The sequence below is a fragment of the Collinsella sp. OM04-5 genome (assembly GCF_003439125.1).
Classification (GTDB): domain Bacteria; phylum Actinomycetota; class Coriobacteriia; order Coriobacteriales; family Coriobacteriaceae; genus Collinsella.
This window is the reverse complement of sequence record NZ_QSUU01000003.1, coordinates 160,095-178,022: the sequence shown is the minus strand read 5'-3', so window position 1 is coordinate 178,022 and position 17,928 is coordinate 160,095. Positions and strand designations below refer to the sequence as shown.

General features: G+C 62.1%; 14 protein-coding genes and 1 tRNA gene. 10 read left to right on the top strand and 5 right to left on the bottom strand.

Going from position 1 to position 17,928, the window contains the following annotated elements; translation table 11 throughout:
* Positions 1–8: 8 nt before the first annotated feature.
* Genes aroC through aroF form a run of 5 tightly spaced genes read right to left on the bottom strand, consistent with a single transcriptional unit; the run spans position 9 to position 5,504 of the window.
* Positions 9–1,106: a chorismate synthase gene (aroC, locus tag DXB53_RS03070; RefSeq protein ID WP_117583256.1), complete on the bottom strand. Its 1,098-nt coding sequence runs from the start codon at positions 1,104–1,106 to the stop codon at positions 9–11.
* Position 1,107: 1 nt separating this feature from the next.
* The gene (gene aroA, locus DXB53_RS03065) at positions 1,108–2,427 is read right to left on the bottom strand and encodes a 3-phosphoshikimate 1-carboxyvinyltransferase (RefSeq protein WP_117583255.1); all 1,320 of its coding nucleotides are present in this window, start codon (positions 2,425–2,427) and stop codon (positions 1,108–1,110) included.
* A complete protein-coding gene (aroB, locus tag DXB53_RS03060) occupies positions 2,421–3,527 on the bottom strand; it encodes a 3-dehydroquinate synthase (RefSeq protein WP_117583254.1) in 1,107 nt (368 codons plus the stop codon). The genes aroA and aroB overlap by 7 nt, the downstream gene beginning before the upstream one ends.
* A gap of 36 nt (positions 3,528–3,563) precedes the next feature.
* A complete protein-coding gene (locus DXB53_RS03055; protein ID WP_117583253.1) occupies positions 3,564–4,478 on the bottom strand; it encodes a prephenate dehydrogenase/arogenate dehydrogenase family protein in 915 nt (304 codons plus the stop codon).
* A gap of 3 nt (positions 4,479–4,481) precedes the next feature.
* Complete coding sequence (aroF, locus tag DXB53_RS03050) at positions 4,482–5,504, bottom strand: 3-deoxy-7-phosphoheptulonate synthase (RefSeq protein ID WP_117583252.1); 1,023 nt, start codon at positions 5,502–5,504, stop codon at positions 4,482–4,484.
* 204 nt (positions 5,505–5,708) lie between these two features.
* Between aroF and DXB53_RS03045 the strand changes: the two genes are divergently transcribed.
* The 10 genes from DXB53_RS03045 to DXB53_RS03000 all read left to right on the top strand — a co-directional run bounded on the left by DXB53_RS03045 (position 5,709) and on the right by DXB53_RS03000 (position 17,919).
* Positions 5,709–5,785: transfer RNA gene (locus DXB53_RS03045), tRNA-Arg, on the top strand.
* Between the two features lie 76 nt (positions 5,786–5,861).
* Positions 5,862–8,576 carry an HAD-IC family P-type ATPase gene (locus DXB53_RS03040; protein ID WP_117583251.1) on the top strand — a complete coding sequence of 905 codons (2,715 nt, stop codon included), beginning with the start codon at positions 5,862–5,864 and terminating at the stop codon, positions 8,574–8,576.
* 158 nt (positions 8,577–8,734) lie between these two features.
* A complete protein-coding gene (locus DXB53_RS03035) occupies positions 8,735–9,877 on the top strand; it encodes a zinc ribbon domain-containing protein (RefSeq protein WP_158556481.1) in 1,143 nt (380 codons plus the stop codon).
* A gap of 107 nt (positions 9,878–9,984) precedes the next feature.
* A complete protein-coding gene (locus tag DXB53_RS03030; protein ID WP_055249980.1) occupies positions 9,985–10,527 on the top strand; it encodes a peptidylprolyl isomerase in 543 nt (180 codons plus the stop codon).
* Positions 10,528–10,538: 11 nt separating this feature from the next.
* Complete coding sequence (locus tag DXB53_RS03025) at positions 10,539–11,843, top strand: tetratricopeptide repeat protein (protein ID WP_231500813.1); 1,305 nt, start codon at positions 10,539–10,541, stop codon at positions 11,841–11,843.
* 127 nt (positions 11,844–11,970) lie between these two features.
* Positions 11,971–13,002 (top strand): rod shape-determining protein, encoded by a 1,032-nt coding sequence (locus tag DXB53_RS03020; protein ID WP_006236061.1) that lies wholly within the window; start codon positions 11,971–11,973, stop codon positions 13,000–13,002.
* Between the two features lie 78 nt (positions 13,003–13,080).
* The gene (mreC, locus tag DXB53_RS03015) at positions 13,081–14,022 is read left to right on the top strand and encodes a rod shape-determining protein MreC (RefSeq protein WP_117564242.1); all 942 of its coding nucleotides are present in this window, start codon (positions 13,081–13,083) and stop codon (positions 14,020–14,022) included.
* Between the two features lie 11 nt (positions 14,023–14,033).
* Positions 14,034–14,600 carry a hypothetical protein gene (locus DXB53_RS03010; RefSeq protein WP_117583249.1) on the top strand — a complete coding sequence of 189 codons (567 nt, stop codon included), beginning with the start codon at positions 14,034–14,036 and terminating at the stop codon, positions 14,598–14,600.
* A gap of 13 nt (positions 14,601–14,613) precedes the next feature.
* Complete coding sequence (mrdA, locus tag DXB53_RS03005; RefSeq protein ID WP_117583248.1) at positions 14,614–16,683, top strand: penicillin-binding protein 2; 2,070 nt, start codon at positions 14,614–14,616, stop codon at positions 16,681–16,683.
* A 9-nt stretch (positions 16,684–16,692) separates the two neighbouring features.
* Positions 16,693–17,919 carry an FtsW/RodA/SpoVE family cell cycle protein gene (locus tag DXB53_RS03000; protein ID WP_117583247.1) on the top strand — a complete coding sequence of 409 codons (1,227 nt, stop codon included), beginning with the start codon at positions 16,693–16,695 and terminating at the stop codon, positions 17,917–17,919.
* Positions 17,920–17,928: the final 9 nt, after the last annotated feature.

Below are 17,928 nucleotides of genomic sequence, written 5' to 3'. Positions count from 1 at the left end.
GTGGGTAGTTAGCGCTGGGCGGCGTCTTCGAGGAGGGCGTCCCAGATGGCAAGGGCGGCGGCTGCCTCGGCTACGGGGACAGCTCGGGGGACGATGCAGGGATCGTGGCGGCCGTGGACCGAGAGCTCGGCATTTTCCATAGCGTCCATGTCCACCGTCTGCTGCTCGCGGCCAATGGAGGGCGTCGGCTTTACGGCCATGCGCCACATGACGGGCGCGCCGGTCGAAATACCGCCCAGGATGCCGCCGGCGTTGTTGGACTCGACCTCGATCTCGCCGGTCTCGGCATCGATGCGATACGGATCATTGTTCTCGCTGCCGCGCATGGCGGCCACGGCAAAGCCCATGCCAAACTCCACGCCCTTTACGGCGGGAATGCCAAACGCGATCTGCGCGATGCGGTTCTCGATGCCGTCGAACATGGGGTCGCCGATGCCTGCGGGAAGCCCGTAAATGCCGCACTCCACGATGCCGCCGATGCTGTCGAGTTCGTCGCGCGCGGCTAGGATCTCCTCACGCATGCGGCCGGCTGTGGCGGCGTCAATGCAAGGAAGATCGTTCGTTAGGATCGCCTTGCGGTCGGCCTCGCGATAGACCATATCGTCCATCGGCAGGTCGGAGATGCCGCCGATCTGCGCGACGTGCGCCATCACGTTAATGCCGCGGGCCTCGAGTGCCTGCAGCGCAATGCCGCCGGCGATACACAGGGGTGCCGTCAGGCGGCCGGAGAAATGCCCGCCACCAGCGACATCGTGCATGTTGTGATACTTCACGCGCGCCGGAAAATCCGCGTGTCCGGGGCGGGGCTTGCGGCGCAGCTCGGAATAGTCCTTTGAACGCGTGTTGGTGTTCTCGATAATCGCGGCGATGGGTGCTCCCGTGGTATGTCCATCGACCACACCGGCGATGATGTGGGCGGCGTCGGCCTCGCGGCGTTTGGTCGCGGTCTCGTCGCGACCGGGGGCACGACGGTCAAGGAAGGCCTGCAGCCGCTCCTGGTCAACAGCGATGCCCGCCGGGATGCCATCGAGGGAGCAGCCGATGGCGGGGGAGTGCGACTGGCCGAAGATGCTTAAGTGCAAGACGTTGCCAAAGGTCGAGGACATGCTATTCCTCCTCGAGTGTGACCTTGCCGCCCAGCAGGCGGTAGTGGTCGAAGAAATCGGGATAGGACTTGTTGACGGCATCGGCACCGTGGATCACGACCTCGCCGGTGGCGCGGCTCGCGGCGATAGCGGCCATCATGGCGATGCGATGGTCGTTGTGCGAATCGACCTCGCCGCCGGTAAAGGCGTCGACGCCCTTGATGATGAGGTCGTCGCCGGCAATGCGCACCTGCGCGCCCAGCGCGGTGAGCTCGCGGGTGGTGGTGACCAAGCGGTCGGATTCCTTGATGCGCAGACGGGCACAATCGCGGATAAAGGTGCGGCCCTGTGCCAGCGAGGCCACGGCCGAGATGACGGGCACCAGGTCCGGAATGTCGTGGGCACTCATCTCAAAGCCGGCGAGCTTGTCGGACTGCACGGTGGCGGCGTTGGTGGAGCGCACGATGCGGGCGCCAAAGCGCGAAAGCGCGGCAAGCACGTTACGGTCGCCCTGTGCGGAGCTTAGCGACACGCCCTCGACGGTGATTGGGTCGGTACCGATGGCGCCGGCGCACAGCCAAAAGGCGGCGTTGGACCAGTCGCCCTCGACGGCCACGCTGCCGGGCGTGCGGTACGAGCCACTGCTCACGCGGAAGTTCGTGACCTCGGGCTGGCCGTCCTTGGCCGGAATGCGCTCGACGTTGACCTCGACGCCAAAGGCCTTCATGGCCTGTATCGTCAGGTTGATGTAGGGGCGGCTCTCGATGAGGCCGGTTACCTGCACGCAGGAGGGCTGGGCCAGCAGCGGGGCTGCCAGCAGCAGGCCCGAGATGTACTGCGAGCTCACGTTGCCCGGAAGCACAAAGGTGCCCGGGCGCATGCGGCCGCTCGTCTTGAGCGGAAAACCGCCCAGACCCTGTAGGTCGCAGCCGGCGGCGATGATCTCGTCCGAGAGCGGGGAGAGCGGGCGGGCGCCCAGGCGGCCCTGGCCTACGAAGGTGGCATCCGCACCCAGCGCGCAGGCGACAGGCAGCATAAAGCGCAGCGTGGAGCCACTTTCACCGCAGTCAAGCGTGCCGCCGGCAAGGGCCTTGAGCAGGCCAAACTCAACACTCTTCATGGTGGGGTGGACCTGGAAGCCGTCCTCGACGGTCTCGATGCGAGCACCCAGTGCCGTAAGGCAGCGCACCGTGGCCTCGATGTCGGCGCAGGTGGTGTTGCAGGTGACGTGCGTCTCGCCGTTGGCAAGCGCAGCGCAGATGATGAGGCGATGCGCCATCGATTTGGACGCGATGGCGGGAACGGTGCCCTTAAGCGGGGACGGGGTGATGCGGGCTAGCATGCGGATGCGTCTCCCTTCTGGCCGAGGCCCTCGGCAATGAGTTCGTGGAAAGTGGAAAGTGGCGTGCGGTCGATGCTGCAGCGGCCAATGCCGTGCGGAATCACCAGGTCGATGGTGTCGCCCGCGCGCTTCTTGTCGTGGAGCGCCTCGGCAAAGACGGCATCGGCATCTAGGTCGCAGCGGGTCTTGAGGCCATGGCGGGCGCAGAGTTCCTCAATACGACCGGGCAGTGCGGCATCGCAAACGCCGTGCAGGGCCGCGGCGCGCGTGATGATGCCCATGCCGATCGACACACAGTTGCCGTGTCCGAGCTCAAAGTGCTCGCAGGCCTCGACGGCGTGTCCGGCGCTGTGTCCAAAGTTGAGGAGCTTGCGCTGGTTGGTTTCGCGCTCGTCGGCGACGACCACGGCGCGCTTGATGTCGATATTGCGGGCGATGATAAGCGCTACGCGGGCCACATCGCGGTTGAGCAGCTCCAGCGTGAGCGGGGTCTTCTCCAGCTCGGCGAAAAGCTCCGGGTCGGCGATCACGGCGTGCTTGACGACCTCGCCGCAGCCGTCGGCGAACTGCTCGGGCGTGAGGGTGGCCAGGCACCCCACGTCGGCAATAACCACGCTCGGCTGCCAAAAGGCGCCGGCCAGGTTCTTGCCGGCAGCCAGGTCTATGGCGGTCTTGCCGCCCACCGACGAATCCACCATGGCGAGCAGGCTCGTGGGGATCTGCACAAACTTGCAGCCGCGCATGTAGGTGGCGGCCACAAAGCCCGCCACGTCGCCCACGACGCCGCCGCCGAGTGCCACGATCACGTCGGAGCGCGAAAGCTCGTGCTCGGCCACAAACTCCAAAATGGCAACGTAGGTCTCGGCGCGCTTATGGGCCTCGCCGGCCTCGAAGGTGCAGATGCTCACCTCGTAGCCTGACGCCTCCAGGCTCTGCTTAACGGGCATCTGGTAGAGCGGGCCCACGTTGGTGTCCGTCACGATGACGGCCTTGGTGCCGCCGGCGGTGGCGCGCACGAGCGGCCCCGCCTGCTCCAGCAAAAACGTGCCAACATGCACCTGGTAGGGGCGTGCAGTGTCGATATCGATGGTAATCGCCATAAGCTTCGGTCCTTTCGACCTGGCGTGATGGGTTGTCTAGTGGGAGGCCTCGTCGTCGAGTGCGCGCTTAATGCGGTCGCCCTCGGCAAGGAGATTCTCTAGATAGCGCTGGTCGCGGTCCTTGAGCGCGCGGCTGTAGGCGCCAAGCGATTCGATCAGATGGTCGATCTCGAAGGCGAGCGCGTCGGCGTCGTCGATCATGAGCTCGGACCACATTTGCGGGTTGAGGTGCGCCACGCGGGTGAGATCGCGGTAGCTACCGGCCGAAAAGCCGTGGTGGACCTGGGCAGTGGGGCTTTTGACGTAGGCGTTGGATACCACGTGCGCAAGCTGGCTCGTGAAGGCGATGACACGGTCGTGCTCGGCGGCGCTGGTCACGCTGAACTTGCCAAAGCCCAAGGGGCGCACCATCTCGCGCACCTGGCCCAAAAGCTCCAGCTTGAGCGCATCGTCCACCGCGGGCGGTACGAGCACCAGCGGGGCGCCCTGGAACAGGTCGGCGCGGGAGTGTGCATAGCCCGAGTACTGCGTGCCCGCCATGGGGTGCGCGCCCACAAAGTAAAAGCCGTGCTCGCGGGCAAGCTCAAAGGCGCGCTCGCACACGATACCCTTGACGCCCACCGTGTCAATTACCACGGGGCCCATGATGGCCTCGGTATCGGTGGCGTCGGCGAGTGCCTGGGCGTGTGCCTCGAGCCACTCGATGCAGGCTTCGGGGTAGCAAGCCAGGACGATGATGTCGCATTCGCCGAGCGTCTCGTCGTTGAGCTCGCCGGCGACAGTGCCCATGCTGGCGGCCGTCATGACATCGTCATCGGGATCCCAGGCCAGCACGCGGACGCCCGCCTGCGCATAGCCGCGGGCAAAGCTGCCGCCGATGAGGCCAAGGCCGACGATGCCGGCGCACTTGGGGCCGCCCTGGTTAACGCGCGCGTTTCTCACTGTACCCATGGGCTACTCCATGGTCTCTTGGCAGACGACCTCGCGGATGGCTCGGATGCGGCGCATGGTGTCGTCGAACTGATCGGGGGTGAGGGCCTGGGCGCCGTCGGACCAGGCGCGGCTCGGCTCGTCGTGGACCTCGATCTCCAGGCCGTTGGCGCCGCAGGCGGTCGCGGCAAGCGCCATGGGCTCAACGTAGCGGGTGTAGCCGGTGGCGTGGCTGGGGTCGGCGACGACGGGCAGGTGCGACAGGTGGTGCAGCACCGGCACGGCGTTGAGGTCGAATGTGTTGCGAGTGCGGGTCTCGAAGGTGCGGATGCCGCGCTCGCACAGGATGACGTTGTCGTTGCCCTCGCTCATGATGTACTCGGCGGCCATGAGCAGCTCATCGATCGTGCCGGACATGCCGCGCTTGAGCAGGACCGGGGTCTTGGTCTTGCCGACCTCTTTGAGCAGAGGGAAGTTCTGGGCGTTGCGGGCGCCAATCTGCATGACGTCGATCTTCTTGTCCAGGAAGACCTGCACGTCGCGCGGGTCCATGATCTCGGTGACGATCGGCATGCCGAGCTCGGCGGATGCCTCGCACAGCAGGTCCAGGCCAGCGGGGCCCATGCCCTGGTAGGCGTACGGGGACGTGCGGGGCTTGTAGGCGCCGCCGCGCAGCATCGTGGCGCCGGCGGCCTTCACGCGGCGGGCGATGCGGATGAGGTTCTCGCCCTCGACGGAGCACGGGCCGGCGATGACCTGGAACTGGTCGCCGCCTACATGTACGCCGTAGCCGCAGTCGATGACGGAGTCCTCGGGGTGGAACTTGCGGTTGGCGCGCTTGAACGGCTCGGAGACGCGCTGCACACGCTCGACGACGTCCATGGACTCGAGCAGGAACGGGTCGATCTTGGTCGTGTCGCCCACCAGGCCGATGATGGTCTCGTTCTCGCCGCGCGAGACGTCGGTCTTGAGTCCCTTTTTCTCGATCCAGCTGACGATGTGGCTGACGGCCTCGTCGCTGGCGCTCTGCTTTAAAATTGCAATCATGGTGTGCCTCTCACCTCGATGGATAGTCCTTGCAAAAACGGCCCGCATCGCGAGCCGTGTATATATGGTGCATGAGAGTTTATACTATCTGATTCGCTTTTGCCTTCTAAAGTGAGCCGTTGTGCCGCGTCTTCCTCGGAATTGCAAAGCTTTTTCTTTTATTTTGATAGCCCGTGGTGCACTTGGGTATAATGCCAAACGTTGGCCCTATTAGCTCAGGGGATTAGAGCGTCTGCCTCCGGAGCAGAAGGCCGTTGGTTCGAATCCAACATGGGGCACCATCGAACGTAAGGCCGTCCGAACCTCGCATGGTCCGGGCGGTTTTTCTTATACCGACGCGACGTGATGGGATGTGGTATGGCAGCAACGGATATCGAGCGCGGACTCTCGACCGCCGAGGTCGAGGAGCGCATCGCCGCCGGTAAGATCAACCGCAACATGGAGCTCAAGACCAAGTCGGTCAAAGAGCTCATCATCGAGAACCTCTGCACGCTGTTCAATTTGATCAACGTGATCTTGGCGTTCCTGGTCATTTTGACCGGTTCGTTTAAGAATCTGACGTTCCTGTTCGTGGTGTTCCTCAATACTGCTATTGGCGTCATTCAATCCATGCGTTCCAAGAAGATGGTCGATAAGCTCACACTGCTGACCTCCAAGAAGGCCATCGCGGTGCGCGACGGCGCCGAGGTGGAGCTCGACCTGGACCAGATCGTGCTCGATGACATCATCCGCTTGGGGCGCGGCGACCAGATCCCCGCTGACGCCGTGGTGGTTTCGGGCGAGGCGCTCGTGAATGAGAGCCTGCTGACGGGCGAGAGCGATCTTATTAAGAAACAGCCCGGTTCCGAGCTCATGAGCGGCAGCTTTATCGACTCGGGCCTGCTGCGCGCCCGCGTGATCCATGTCGGCGCCGACAACTACGTAGCCAAAATTAATAACGAGGCCAAGTACGTCAAAAAGGTCAATTCCGAGATCATGAACGCGCTTAACGCCATCGTGCGGTTTGCGAGCATCATCATGATCCCGCTCGGTTTGGCGTTGTTTTCCTCGAGTGTGAGCGAGCTGTGGGATGCCGCGGGAACCCCGGGCGATAGCGCGCTTTCGTGGTGCTTCTCCGAGCTGCTGGCCGGCCGCGTGCCCTCGTCGGCGCTGCTGTCCACGGTGGGCGCCCTGCTGGGCATGATCCCGCAAGGCCTGGTGCTGCTGACCTCGTCGGTGCTCGCCATCGCCACGGTGCGCCTGGCCCGCCGCAAGGTGCTGGCGCAGCAGCTCTACTGCATCGAGACGCTCGCGCGCGTCGACGTGCTGTGCCTGGACAAGACGGGCACCATCACGTCGGGTCGCATGGAGGTCGAGGGCACGTATCCGCTGCCGGTCGAGGGTATGGGTGCGGGGGAGAGCGACGCCGCCGTCCCCGTCGATACCACGGTGCTCGATTTTGCGCTGGCTAACGTGGCGCGTGCGACTTCGGCCGATGCCAACGAGACCTGCCAGGCGCTGCTCAACTATTACGCCGATCGCCCGGTCGAGGTGTCTGAGCCGCTGTCGGTCATTCCGTTCTCGTCCTCCAAAAAGTGGAGTGGCGCTTCGTTTGCGCAGGGCTCCTATGTGATGGGCGCTGCGCAGTTTGTGCTTTCGGAGCGTGCGTTTTCGCAGGTCGAGAACCGTGTCGCCGAGCTTGCCGATACCTGCCGCGTGCTCGTGGTGGCGCGCGTGGACGGCTTTACGCCCGATGGCGATATGGTGGGCGAGGCCGAGCCCGTGGGCTTTGTGACCATCCGCGACGAGATTCGTACCTCGGCGGCCGAGACCATCGGCTACTTTAACGAGCAGGGCGTGACCCTCAACGTGATCAGTGGTGACGACCCGCGTACGGTGTCGTCGATCGCGCGCGTGGTGGGCGTGCCGGGGGCGGACGCTTATGTGGACGCCACGACGCTCGATACGCCGGCAAAGCTCGATGCCGCAGTGGACCGCTACCATGTCTTTGGTCGTGTGACCCCGCAGCAGAAGCGCGAGCTCGTGCAGGCGCTCAAGCGCCGCCAGCACACCGTGGCCATGACGGGCGACGGCGTCAACGACGTGCTGGCGCTCAAGGAGGCCGACTGCTCCGTCGCCATGGCGGCTGGCTCCGATGCCGCGCGTAACGTGGCCGAGATCGTACTCGTCGACAACGACTTTGCCTCGATGCCCGCCGTGGTGGCCGAGGGCCGTCGCTCCATCAACAACCTGCAGCGGTCGGCCTCGCTGTTCCTGACCAAGACGCTGTTCTCGATGGGCCTGGCGGCGCTGTGCATCGCGCTGCCGCCGTACCCCTTCGAGCCCATCCAGATGACGCTCATTAACTTCTTCTGTATTGGCGCGCCGGGCTTTGTGTTGGGCCTGGAGCCCAACAATGCTCGCGTGAAGGGGTCGTTTTTGACGAACGTGCTCAAGCGGGCACTGCCGGCGTCGATTGCGGTCATTTTGGCTGCGGCGCTCGATATCTTTGTGGCGCGCGTGTTTGGCTTTAGCCAGCTCACGCTGTCTACGATGTGTCTGCTTACGTCGTGCGCGGCGAGCGTCAGCCTGATCTGGCGCATCTCGCAGCCTCTCACGCCCTTACGTGTGGTGCTCTTTGTGTTTGTAGTCGCCGGCATCCTGGTGGGCGTTATCGGATTTCCGGAGCTGCTGTCTATTGCCAACCTGTCGATGGGCCAGATGGTAATCTTGGCTGTCATCGTGGTCTTTACCTGCTCGGTGTTCTTTAAGCTCGCCACGATGATGGATTCGCTCAAGCCGCGTCGTCGTCATGCCGCAACTGGTTTTGGCCGCGGTGTGCGCGTCCACCTGGGTCGCGGTGGCGGCAAGGTGAGCTCGACGGGTTCGACGGCCGAGCGTTTTGCCAAGCGCGTCGCCGCCGACATGGCGCAGCGCCGCGAAGATCGCACCGCTCGCGAGGCCGAGGCCCGCGCACTCGAGGGCGTGGCCCAGGCCCAGCCCAAGAAAAAGAAGGGTAGCGGAGCCAAGCGCTCTCGCGTAACCAAGTCCGCCCAAGGCATCAAAGTCTCGATGCCCAAGAAAAAGAAGTAGTCCGCGGCCTTCAGGGATGATTCTTCTGGGACGGGGATTAAAAGATCATCCCCCAAAAGACTGTCCTGCGATGTTGAATTGGTGCCTTGCTCCAGTGGAGCCGTGGCGATGTTATGCTCTAACCTCGATTGTTTGAATTTCTTCGAAAAGAGGATGCCGTGATCTGCCCGCATTGCCTTAAGACTATCGAGGACGGCGCCTCGTTCTGCCCCTACTGCAACGCCTATGTGGGTCCGGGCGATGGTCCGGAGCACACCGAGTTCGTGTTCTGTGAGGGCTGCGGTGCCCGTCTTTCTCCGCATGATCGTACGTGCCCCAAATGCGGACGCCCCGCTCCGGGTATCCTCTCCGAGGACGCGGCCGCATCCGACCTGGCAGCGGGCCGCACGGCGGGCTTTCCGCGCCTAACGCAAGAGCAGATCGATACCGAGGTGCCGCATGCGCCGGCCTCTGCCGCTGCGGTGCTTTCGGACGCCGCCGACCCCAATGAGACCTGCGTGCTGCCGGCTTTCGATAAGGATTTCGCTATCCCCAAGGTCGATATTCCCACGCCCGTTTCCCTGCATGACGATGCTCAAAAACCCAAGCGCAAAGTGCACCCCGACGAGGATGCCTATCACAAGCACAAGCGTCATATTCCCAAGCCGCTTATCGTCATCGCGGTCCTTGCCGTCGTGTGCGGCGGTGCCTATTGGTTCGTGACGACCGATCCCATGGGTGTCATGCCTGGCTTCTACGACCAGTTTGGCCAGGCCGCGCAGACGACCTTCCCCACGCGCCAAAAGGGCGAGGCCACTGAGGACGATACCAAGCAGGACGATTCTGCCGAGGTGGTCCAGGAAGAAACCGTGCTCACCGATGATCAACTCTATACCAGGCTCGACGGTCTGTATCAGACCATCGTGTCCTACGCTGACGAGGACCAGATCGGCGAGGTCATCGATTCCTTTAACAACGGTTATCTCCGAACGCCGCTGTCCACCCGTCAGGAGCTGTCGCAGAGTGCCTACGCCCTGCGCGACCAGATCAAAAAGACGCAAGATGAGCTCAACAACCTGAAAGTACAGGACGATACGGTCTATGCGGACGACATCGTCCACTTAAAGCAGCTTGCCGAGTGGATGTATGAGCGCGTCGACGTGATCTGCCAGAGCTGGGATATCTCGCTGGCCATTCCCGATGGCGAGTCGATGAGTTCCCACCAAAGCGAGATCCTGGCGCCCATCGCGCAGGGCGGCAACAGCGCGCTGAACCAGTACGATGCCAATGTGGGTTCCTGGAAGCCGCAGCAGCGTTCCTAAAATTAGTTCGCCATAGTCGGCATAACCTACGTGCGCAATTGATGTAAACCCGTGCTTATTGCTACAATTCGTACAAATATGCTTTAAACGCACGAGGAAGGAACCACATGTTTGGTTTTAAGAAAGAGCTCTACACGCCCGAGTATCAGCTTGTCGGCGACGAGTGCGCCGTAATCGAGACGTCGAAGGGTACCATCAAGGTCAAGTTTGACGGCGAGGGCGCTCCCATTCATGTCGCGAACTTCTGCGAGCTTTCCACGATGGGCTTCTATGATGGCCTTAAGTTCCATCGCTATGTGCCCGGTTTTGTTATCCAGGGCGGCGACCCCAATACCCGCGACATGTCCGGCGCCGACGTCGCTGCCGGTCTTGAAGGCCCCGACGGTATGCCCGGTACCGGTGGCCCCGGCTACTGCATCAAGGGCGAGTTTGCCACCAATCCGCGCAACAGCCATGTCGATGGCGCCCTTGCCATGGCACGCTCCATGGACCCCGATTCCGCGGGTTCGCAGTTCTACTTCTGCCTGGGTGCCCAGCATAACCTCGATTCCGGTTACACCGTCTTTGGTACCACGGTCGAGGGTCTCGATGTGATTTCGCAGCTGCGTGCCGGCGACGAGATCGTCCATGTCGAGATCGTTCACGAGTAAAGGGGACTTCCTTGAATAGCCAGCTGATCCAACAGGGCCGCGCCGCTTACCGCGCGGGTGATTTTTCCGCTGCAGCCCAGATGCTTGGGGCGGCAAAGACTCCCGATGAGATTATGGGCGAGGCCGATCACCTTCGTGGCAACGCCTTGATGCACCTGGGCATGTATGCCGAGGCCGCCGAGGCCTATGCCGCCGCCCTCAACGACGGCACCTACGGCAAGCGCGGCGCGCTGCTCACCAACCGCGGCAAGGCGCTTGCCGCCGTGGGCGACTACACGACGGCCGCTCAGGCGTTCTCTGCTGCTACGCAGGATGCTTCCTATGCCACGCCGTTCAAGGCCTATCTGGGCCTGGGCAATGCGCTGTTCCAGTCGGGCGACTATGCCAACGCGGGAACCGCCTTCCGTCAGGCTGCCATCGACGGCGCCAATCCGGCTCCTGCCGCCGCGCTCGGCGAGCTCGGTCGTTGCTTCATTAAGCTCGGCCGTCCGGCGGATGCCGTGGAGACTTACCGCACGGCTATCGACTTTGCCGGCCCCCGCGACGACACGCGTGCGCTCAACGCCGGCATGGGTCAGGCGCTTTCTGCCGCCGGCCGCCCCTCCGACGCACTCGATGCCTTTAACGCCGCTACTGCCGATGGCATCTACCAGCTCACCTCCGAGCAGGCCGATGAGCTTGCCCGCGTGCACGATTCGCTTGCCGCGCTGTCTGCCCAGACGGCTATGGCCACGGCTCCGGCGCCCGCGATGGACGCTCCTGCCGTCGATCCTCTCGATCCTACGGGCGCGACCGGTCAGTTTATGCCCGATCCCTCGGACACCGGCTTCTTTACGCTGTCCGAGTCCGAGATGGTCCAGCAGGACCGTCAGGATCGTAAGCAGGCCAAGGTCCGTCGTCGCCATCGCCATACGGGTCTTAAAGTCTTCATCGTTCTGCTTCTGCTTATTTTGATCGCCGCGGGCGGTCTGGGCTTTGCCTACACGCGCGGCTTTGGCTTCCCGTCTCAGGAGTCTGTCGTTACCGATCTGTTCCAGGCTGCCGGCGACGGTGACGCCGCAAAGGCCGAGTCTTGCCTGGCCTCGAGCCTGTCCGAGGACGCTAAGTCGATGATCATCTCCTCGATTCCGCAGGGTGCCACCGTGTCCGTCGAGGGCATGGATCAGTCCATGACCGAGACGACCGCCAAGGTGAAGGCATCGCTGTCCAAGGGCGGCGAGCAGGAGTACACCGTCAAATTCGTGCGCTCCGACAACCATATCGGCTGGGCCGTTTCTTCGCTTGATATGGATTTCTCGGCTGCTGACAACCAGTAGTGACCTTATGGGATTTAGCTTTGCCCGGCGCTTCACCGCAAGTGAGGCGCCGGGCTTGCGCTAGTATGATGAGCTAGTAGTTTTCCAGCAATCATCCAACACATCAGGAGTTGCGTTGTTTTCTTTGATGGATATGTTCTTCGGTAGCTATGCGGGCGATCTTGCCATCGACCTCGGCACCGCCAATACGCTTGTCTCCGTGCGCGGCAAGGGCATCGTCATTCGCGAGCCCTCTGTTGTCGCCATCGACAAGAACGACGAGCGCATCTTGGCGGTCGGTATCGAGGCAAAGCGCATGCTCGGCCGTACGCCCGGCAACATCGTGGCCGTTCGTCCCCTGAAGGACGGCGTCATCGCCGACTTTGATGTTACCGAGGCCATGCTTCGCTACTTTATCGACAAGGCGTCCGAGAAGCGCTATCCGTGGACTCCGCGTCCGCGTGTTGTCGTCTGCGTTCCCTCCGGTGTCACGTCGGTCGAGAAGCGCGCTGTCTTTGAGGCCACGATCCAGGCCGGTGCCCGCCAGGCCTATCTGATCGAAGAGCCCATGGCGGCTGCCATCGGCGCCGACCTGCCCGTCGAGGAACCCACCGGCTCCATGGTCATCGACATCGGTGGCGGTACCACCGAGGTTGCCGTTATCGCTATGGGCGGCATCGTCGTCTCGCAGTCCATCCGTATTGCCGGCGACGAGTTCGATCAGGCCATCCTCACGCACGTTCGTGATGCCTACAACCTGGCCATCGGCGAGCGTACGGCAGAGGACATCAAGATCAAGGTCGGCTCCGCCGTGCCGCTCAAGGATGAGCTCGACGTCGAGGTCAACGGCCGCGACGTGATCACCGGTCTGCCCAAGACCGTGCGCATCGAGAGCGAGGAGATTCGTCGCGCACTCAACAAGCCGCTCGACGAGATGGCCAAGGCCGTCAAGGACGCACTCGACGCTACGCCTCCCGATCTTGCCTCGGACCTTATGTACTATGGCATTTTGCTGACCGGTGGCGGCGCGCTGCTGCGCGGTCTCGATGTGCGCCTGCGCGATGAGACCGGCGTTTCGGTCAACGTCAGCCCCACGGCGCTCGATAACGTTGTTAACGGCTGTGCCCGCGTGCTCGAGGCCAATGCGTTTGATGGCGGCTTCGTCCAGACCAATGCTTAATTTCCAAAAGGTGGATTCCATTTGGCACGATCTTCGGGTTTCTCCACAAATCTGAATACCAAGCGACAATCAACGGGTATGCGCCCGTTGATTGTTTTCAGCCTGATTTCGGTGTTGCTGCTCACGTTTTACATCCGCGAGGGCGAGGCAGGACCGATTCATGCCGTGCGCTCGGGCGTGACGACGATTACCTCGCCGGTGCGCTTTGTGGGCTCGGCTGTGGCGGCTCCCTTCAATGCGATCGGTAACGTGTTCTCTAACCTTACGGCGTCGCAGGACACGCTTGACGAGCTTAAGAAGCAAAACGAGGAACTGACCTCTAAGGTTGCCGAGCTCTCCGAGGCTCAAAAGACCGCCGAGCGACTGGAGGGGCTGGTCGGCCTGCAGTCGACCTACAACCTCAAATCAACCGCAGCTCGTATCGTCGGCGCTTCGGGCGATGCCTGGACCTCGACCGTCACCATCGATAAGGGTTCTGCCGACGGTCTTACCATCAACATGCCTGTGACGAGTTCTGCCGGTGTCATAGGCCAGATTATCGAGGTCTCGGCCAAGACGTCCACCGTGCGCCTGATTGGCGATGAGAACTCGGGCGTGTCCGCTATGGTGCAGGACACGCGCGCCCAGGGCATGCTGCAGGGTCAGGCTGACGGCACGCTGCGTCTTGAGTACGTGAGCGTCGATTCCGACGTTAAGGTTGGCGACATCATCGTGACCTCGGGCATTGGCGGTGTGTTCCCCAAGGGTCTACCGCTCGGCACCGTCTCGTCTGTTGAGAAATCGGCTAACGACGTGTACTACACCATTGTGGTGCGCGCCCAGACGACGGCCGAGAACAACGAGGAAGTGCTGGTCATTACCTCGCTGACCGACGAACAGTCGGCCTCGGATGAGGACGTGAACACGGCCAACAGCACGCCGCAGGGAACGTCGCGCGATGCTGCGACCAAGACGAAGGACGAGAGCCCGGATGACAGTTCCGACACGTCCGAGACGACCGATTCCGGCTCGAGCGAATAGGGGGCATGTCCATGGATCTACACGAGCAGGGGATGAGCTCCCGCACGTTTGTAATCGCCGCCATTGTGTGCGTGCTGCTGCAGGCAGGCCTGGCACCGCAGATCTCCATTGCGGGCGGTCGCGTCAACTTTATGATTATCCTGGTGTGCCTAAGCGTGTTCTCGGGCGACCCGACCCGTGCCGTCGTGTGCGGTTTTTGCAGCGGCTTGTTCTATGACCTTTCCGCTGCCGTGCCGGTGGGCGTTATGTCGCTCCTGCTGACCGTGGGTTCTTTTGCCCTGGTGCATAGCGCTGCCGGTCAGACGGGCGGTGCCCCGAGTGCGCGCGGCATCACGGTGGGCGCCTTCGCGTTCGTCATTAATGTGATCTACAGCATCATCTTGCTGTTTATGGGTTTGGAGACGAGCTTTGTCGTGGCGATCTTCGGCCATGCGCTGCCGTCTTCGATCCTGACGGGTCTGGTTGCCATTCCGTTTTTGATGTCCGGCGTCGTGCCGCAGTCCGGTTATGGATTCTCCGCACGTGGCGGACGCCAGACGGGCATGCGCTTTAAGCCCAAGACCCGTAAGCTCAAATAGGGGAGGCTCGTAGATGTCTTCCCAGATGACGGTTATTATCGCCGGTATCGTGCTGGTTGTGGCCATCGTGGTCGCACTGGTCATTATGCGTCGCGGCGATTCTCGTTTTACCTACGATACGCAGCATGGGACGGCCCCGCGCGCCACCGAGGGCGAGGGCAATACCGCGGCGACCGCCTTTAAGGGCCGCTTCTCCATCCTCACCACGGGTGTGGGCGCGATGTTCGCGGCGCTTGCCGTCAAGCTGTGGGGCATGCAGATGGTCTCGTCGGACTATTACGAAAAGCAGGCTAATAGCAATCAGACGCGCACCGTTACCACACCCGCTGTGCGCGGCCGCATCCTCGACCGCAATGGCGTGGCGCTTGTCCAGAACCGTCCCTCACTTGCTGTCGTGGCCTACCGCGACCTTGCCGAGGATGAGGTTCTGGTTCGCCATCTTGCCAACGTGCTCGGTATGCCCTACGTGGTGGTGCTGCGCAATATTCAGGACAATTCCGAGGGCGCTCAGAGCCTGCATACCATCGCGACGGACGTCCGTCGCTCCACGGTTGCCTATATTCAGGAGCACGCCGGCGAGTTCCCGGGCGTCAAGATTGCCGAGCGTACCGAGCGCCAGTATCCATATGGCGAGACGGCATGCCATATCTTGGGCTATACCGGCACCATTACCTCCGAGCAGCTCGAGGCCCAGAATAAGAAAACCTCTGGTGATGATGATGCTTCTGCTGGCCGGATTACGTACCAGTCGGGCGATATCGTGGGCCAGGCGGGTGTTGAGAGCTACTACGAAAACCTGCTGCAGGGTATTCGTGGCGAGCAGACCGTCAAGGTCGATGCCTCGGGCAATGTGACCGGTCAGGCCGGCGCCGTGCCCGCCAAGGCCGGCTCCGACATTAAGCTCACGCTCGATCTTAAGATCCAACAGGCCTGTGAGACGGCGCTGGCGAGCGCCATCGAGCTTGCCAAGACCACTGGCTACAGCAATGCCGGCAACGGCGCTGTGGTGTGTCTCGATCCCAACAATGGCGAGATCCTGGGCATGGCGAGCGAGCCCAAGTTCGATCCGTCCGTCTTTATCGGCGGCGTCTCAAATGACGTGTGGACCGAGCTCAATGATGACAAGGGTTCGCACCCGCTGCTCAACCGCGCCATTAGCGGACAGTACATGTCGGCCTCGACCATCAAGCCGCTCTCGGCACTGGCCGGTCTTGAGTTTGGAACCTACACTTCAACGCAGACAACCAACTGCACGGGCTATTGGACGGGCCTGGGCAAGGCTTGGGGCAAGCGCTGCTGGCTGACGTCTGGCCACGGCACCATGACGCTGCAGTCGGGTATCGCCAACTCGTGCGACCCCGTCTTCTACGACATGGGCAAGGCCTTCTTTTATGACGAGCAACATTCCGAGGGCCTGCAGGAGGTCTTTCGTCGCTGGGGGCTAGGCAAGACCTGCGGTATCGATCTGCCGAGTGAGGGCGCGGGCCGTATTCCCGATGCCGAGTGGAAAGAGTCGTACTTTACCGACGCCTCTGCCGAGGACCGCAAGTGGAATGCCGGCGATATGACCAACATTGCCATCGGCCAGGGCGACATCCTGGTGACGCCCCTGCAGATGGCGTGCGCCTATATGGGTCTTGCCAACGGCGGCAAACAGTACGTGCCTCACGTGTTTTTGTCTGCCGTGTCGCGCGATGGCGACGGCGATGCCTATAAGTACAACGGCAAGGGCAAGAAGAAGCGCCTGGAGGCCAAGATCAACAGCGATTCGGATTTGGCTCTTGTTCGCAACGGCATGCACGACGTGATTTACACGGCATCGACGTCCCTGGCGGCTCACTTTGGCACCCTGACGCCGCAGGTATACGGCAAGTCGGGCACGGGCGAGAAAAGCGGCGAGGACGAATACGCGTGGTTTTGCGCCTATGCACCGGCCGATGATCCCAAGTATGTCATCGCTACTGTCCTGGAGCAGGGCGGCGGTGGCTCAGATACCGCGATGCATGTCGTGCGCGACGTGCTCGGCGTGATTTATGACGAGCCCGATACCTCTTCGGCCTCGGGCGATTCTTCGGTTCGATAGGAGGTTGCGATGGATTTTTCTCCGGCGGATCTGTTCCGTTCAACCAAGACCGGCTCTCGCAGCAGCCTGGACCGCGTCAACAAGCAACTTTCGGCCTCGCGCGGCACGTTTCGCCAAAAGGTGCATATCGGTGTGCTCGTGGCTACAGTGGCGCTCGTCGCCTACGGTGCCATCATTATCTGGTCGGCTTCGCAGTTTAAGGCCGATGCCTCGTTCTCACGTCATCTTCTGGGAATTGGCATCGGGGCGGTGCTGGCGGTGCTGGTCTGGCGTACCGACCTGCGCGGTATTTCCAATTTCTCGACGGCGTTGCTCGTCATCGACCTGATCGTTATCTTCTCGCCCAAGATTCCGGGTCTGTCCTATACAGGCGGTCTGGGCATGACGGGCTGGATCAAGATTCCCGGTATCGGCCTGACCTTCCAACCCGTTGAGCTCGCCAAGCTCATCACCATCTTCTTTATCGCCACGCTTGGCTCGCAATACAACGGCCGCATCGATACCGTTCGCGACTACGTCAAGCTCTGCGGTATACTGTCCATCCCGTTTTTGGCCGTCGTCGCCATGGGCGACTTGGGCTCGGGCCTGGTCGTGCTGGTCTCGGGTGCCATTGTCATCTGCATGAGCGGTGCACGCCGCGAATGGGTACTGTCGACCTTGGCCCTGCTGGTTGGTTTGATTGCGCTCATCTTGGCACTCGATTCGGTCTTTGATTCGTTGCTCGGCCACGATGTGCTCATCAAGCAGTATCAGATGAACCGTCTGACGGTCTTCATCGACCCCGACAATGCCAATTCGGATGATGCCTACAACCTTCAGCAGTCGCTCATTGCCGTCGGCTCGGGTGGCTTCTTTGGTAAGGGCCTGGGCCACGCGACGCAGTCGGCCGGCGGCTTTCTACCCGAGTTCCACACCGACTTCGTCTTCGCCTTCCTGTCCGAGACGTTCGGCTTCTGCGGTTCCTTTTTGCTCCTGTGCCTCTACGTGCTGCTGATCTTCTCGACGATCCGCGTTGCCTTTAAGTGCGAGTCGCTGTTCTTGCGCCTATCGTGCGTGGGTATCGTCGGCATGTGGGCGTTCCAGACCTTCGAGAACATTGGCATGTGCATTGGCATGATGCCGATTACCGGTATTCCGCTGCCGTTTATTAGTTTTGGTTCGTCGTCGATGATGATTCAGTTGCTGACGGTGGGTATCGTACAATCCGTATGGCGGCATCGTTCGGGCGCCGCGTAACCGCTGGAG

Coding starts and splice junctions, on each gene's coding strand:
- DXB53_RS03055 (WP_117583253.1), bottom strand. CDS start 4,478: ATGGGTACAGTGAGAAACGCGCGCGTTAACCAGGGCGGCCCCAAGTGC.
- mrdA (WP_117583248.1), top strand. CDS start 14,614: ATGTCTTCCCAGATGACGGTTATTATCGCCGGTATCGTGCTGGTTGTG.
- DXB53_RS03030 (WP_055249980.1), top strand. CDS start 9,985: ATGTTTGGTTTTAAGAAAGAGCTCTACACGCCCGAGTATCAGCTTGTC.
- aroB (WP_117583254.1), bottom strand. CDS start 3,527: ATGGCGATTACCATCGATATCGACACTGCACGCCCCTACCAGGTGCAT.
- mreC (WP_117564242.1), top strand. CDS start 13,081: ATGCGCCCGTTGATTGTTTTCAGCCTGATTTCGGTGTTGCTGCTCACG.
- aroA (WP_117583255.1), bottom strand. CDS start 2,427: ATGCTAGCCCGCATCACCCCGTCCCCGCTTAAGGGCACCGTTCCCGCC.
- DXB53_RS03040 (WP_117583251.1), top strand. CDS start 5,862: ATGGCAGCAACGGATATCGAGCGCGGACTCTCGACCGCCGAGGTCGAG.
- DXB53_RS03020 (WP_006236061.1), top strand. CDS start 11,971: ATGGATATGTTCTTCGGTAGCTATGCGGGCGATCTTGCCATCGACCTC.
- DXB53_RS03010 (WP_117583249.1), top strand. CDS start 14,034: ATGGATCTACACGAGCAGGGGATGAGCTCCCGCACGTTTGTAATCGCC.
- aroC (WP_117583256.1), bottom strand. CDS start 1,106: ATGTCCTCGACCTTTGGCAACGTCTTGCACTTAAGCATCTTCGGCCAG.
- DXB53_RS03000 (WP_117583247.1), top strand. CDS start 16,693: ATGGATTTTTCTCCGGCGGATCTGTTCCGTTCAACCAAGACCGGCTCT.
- aroF (WP_117583252.1), bottom strand. CDS start 5,504: ATGATTGCAATTTTAAAGCAGAGCGCCAGCGACGAGGCCGTCAGCCAC.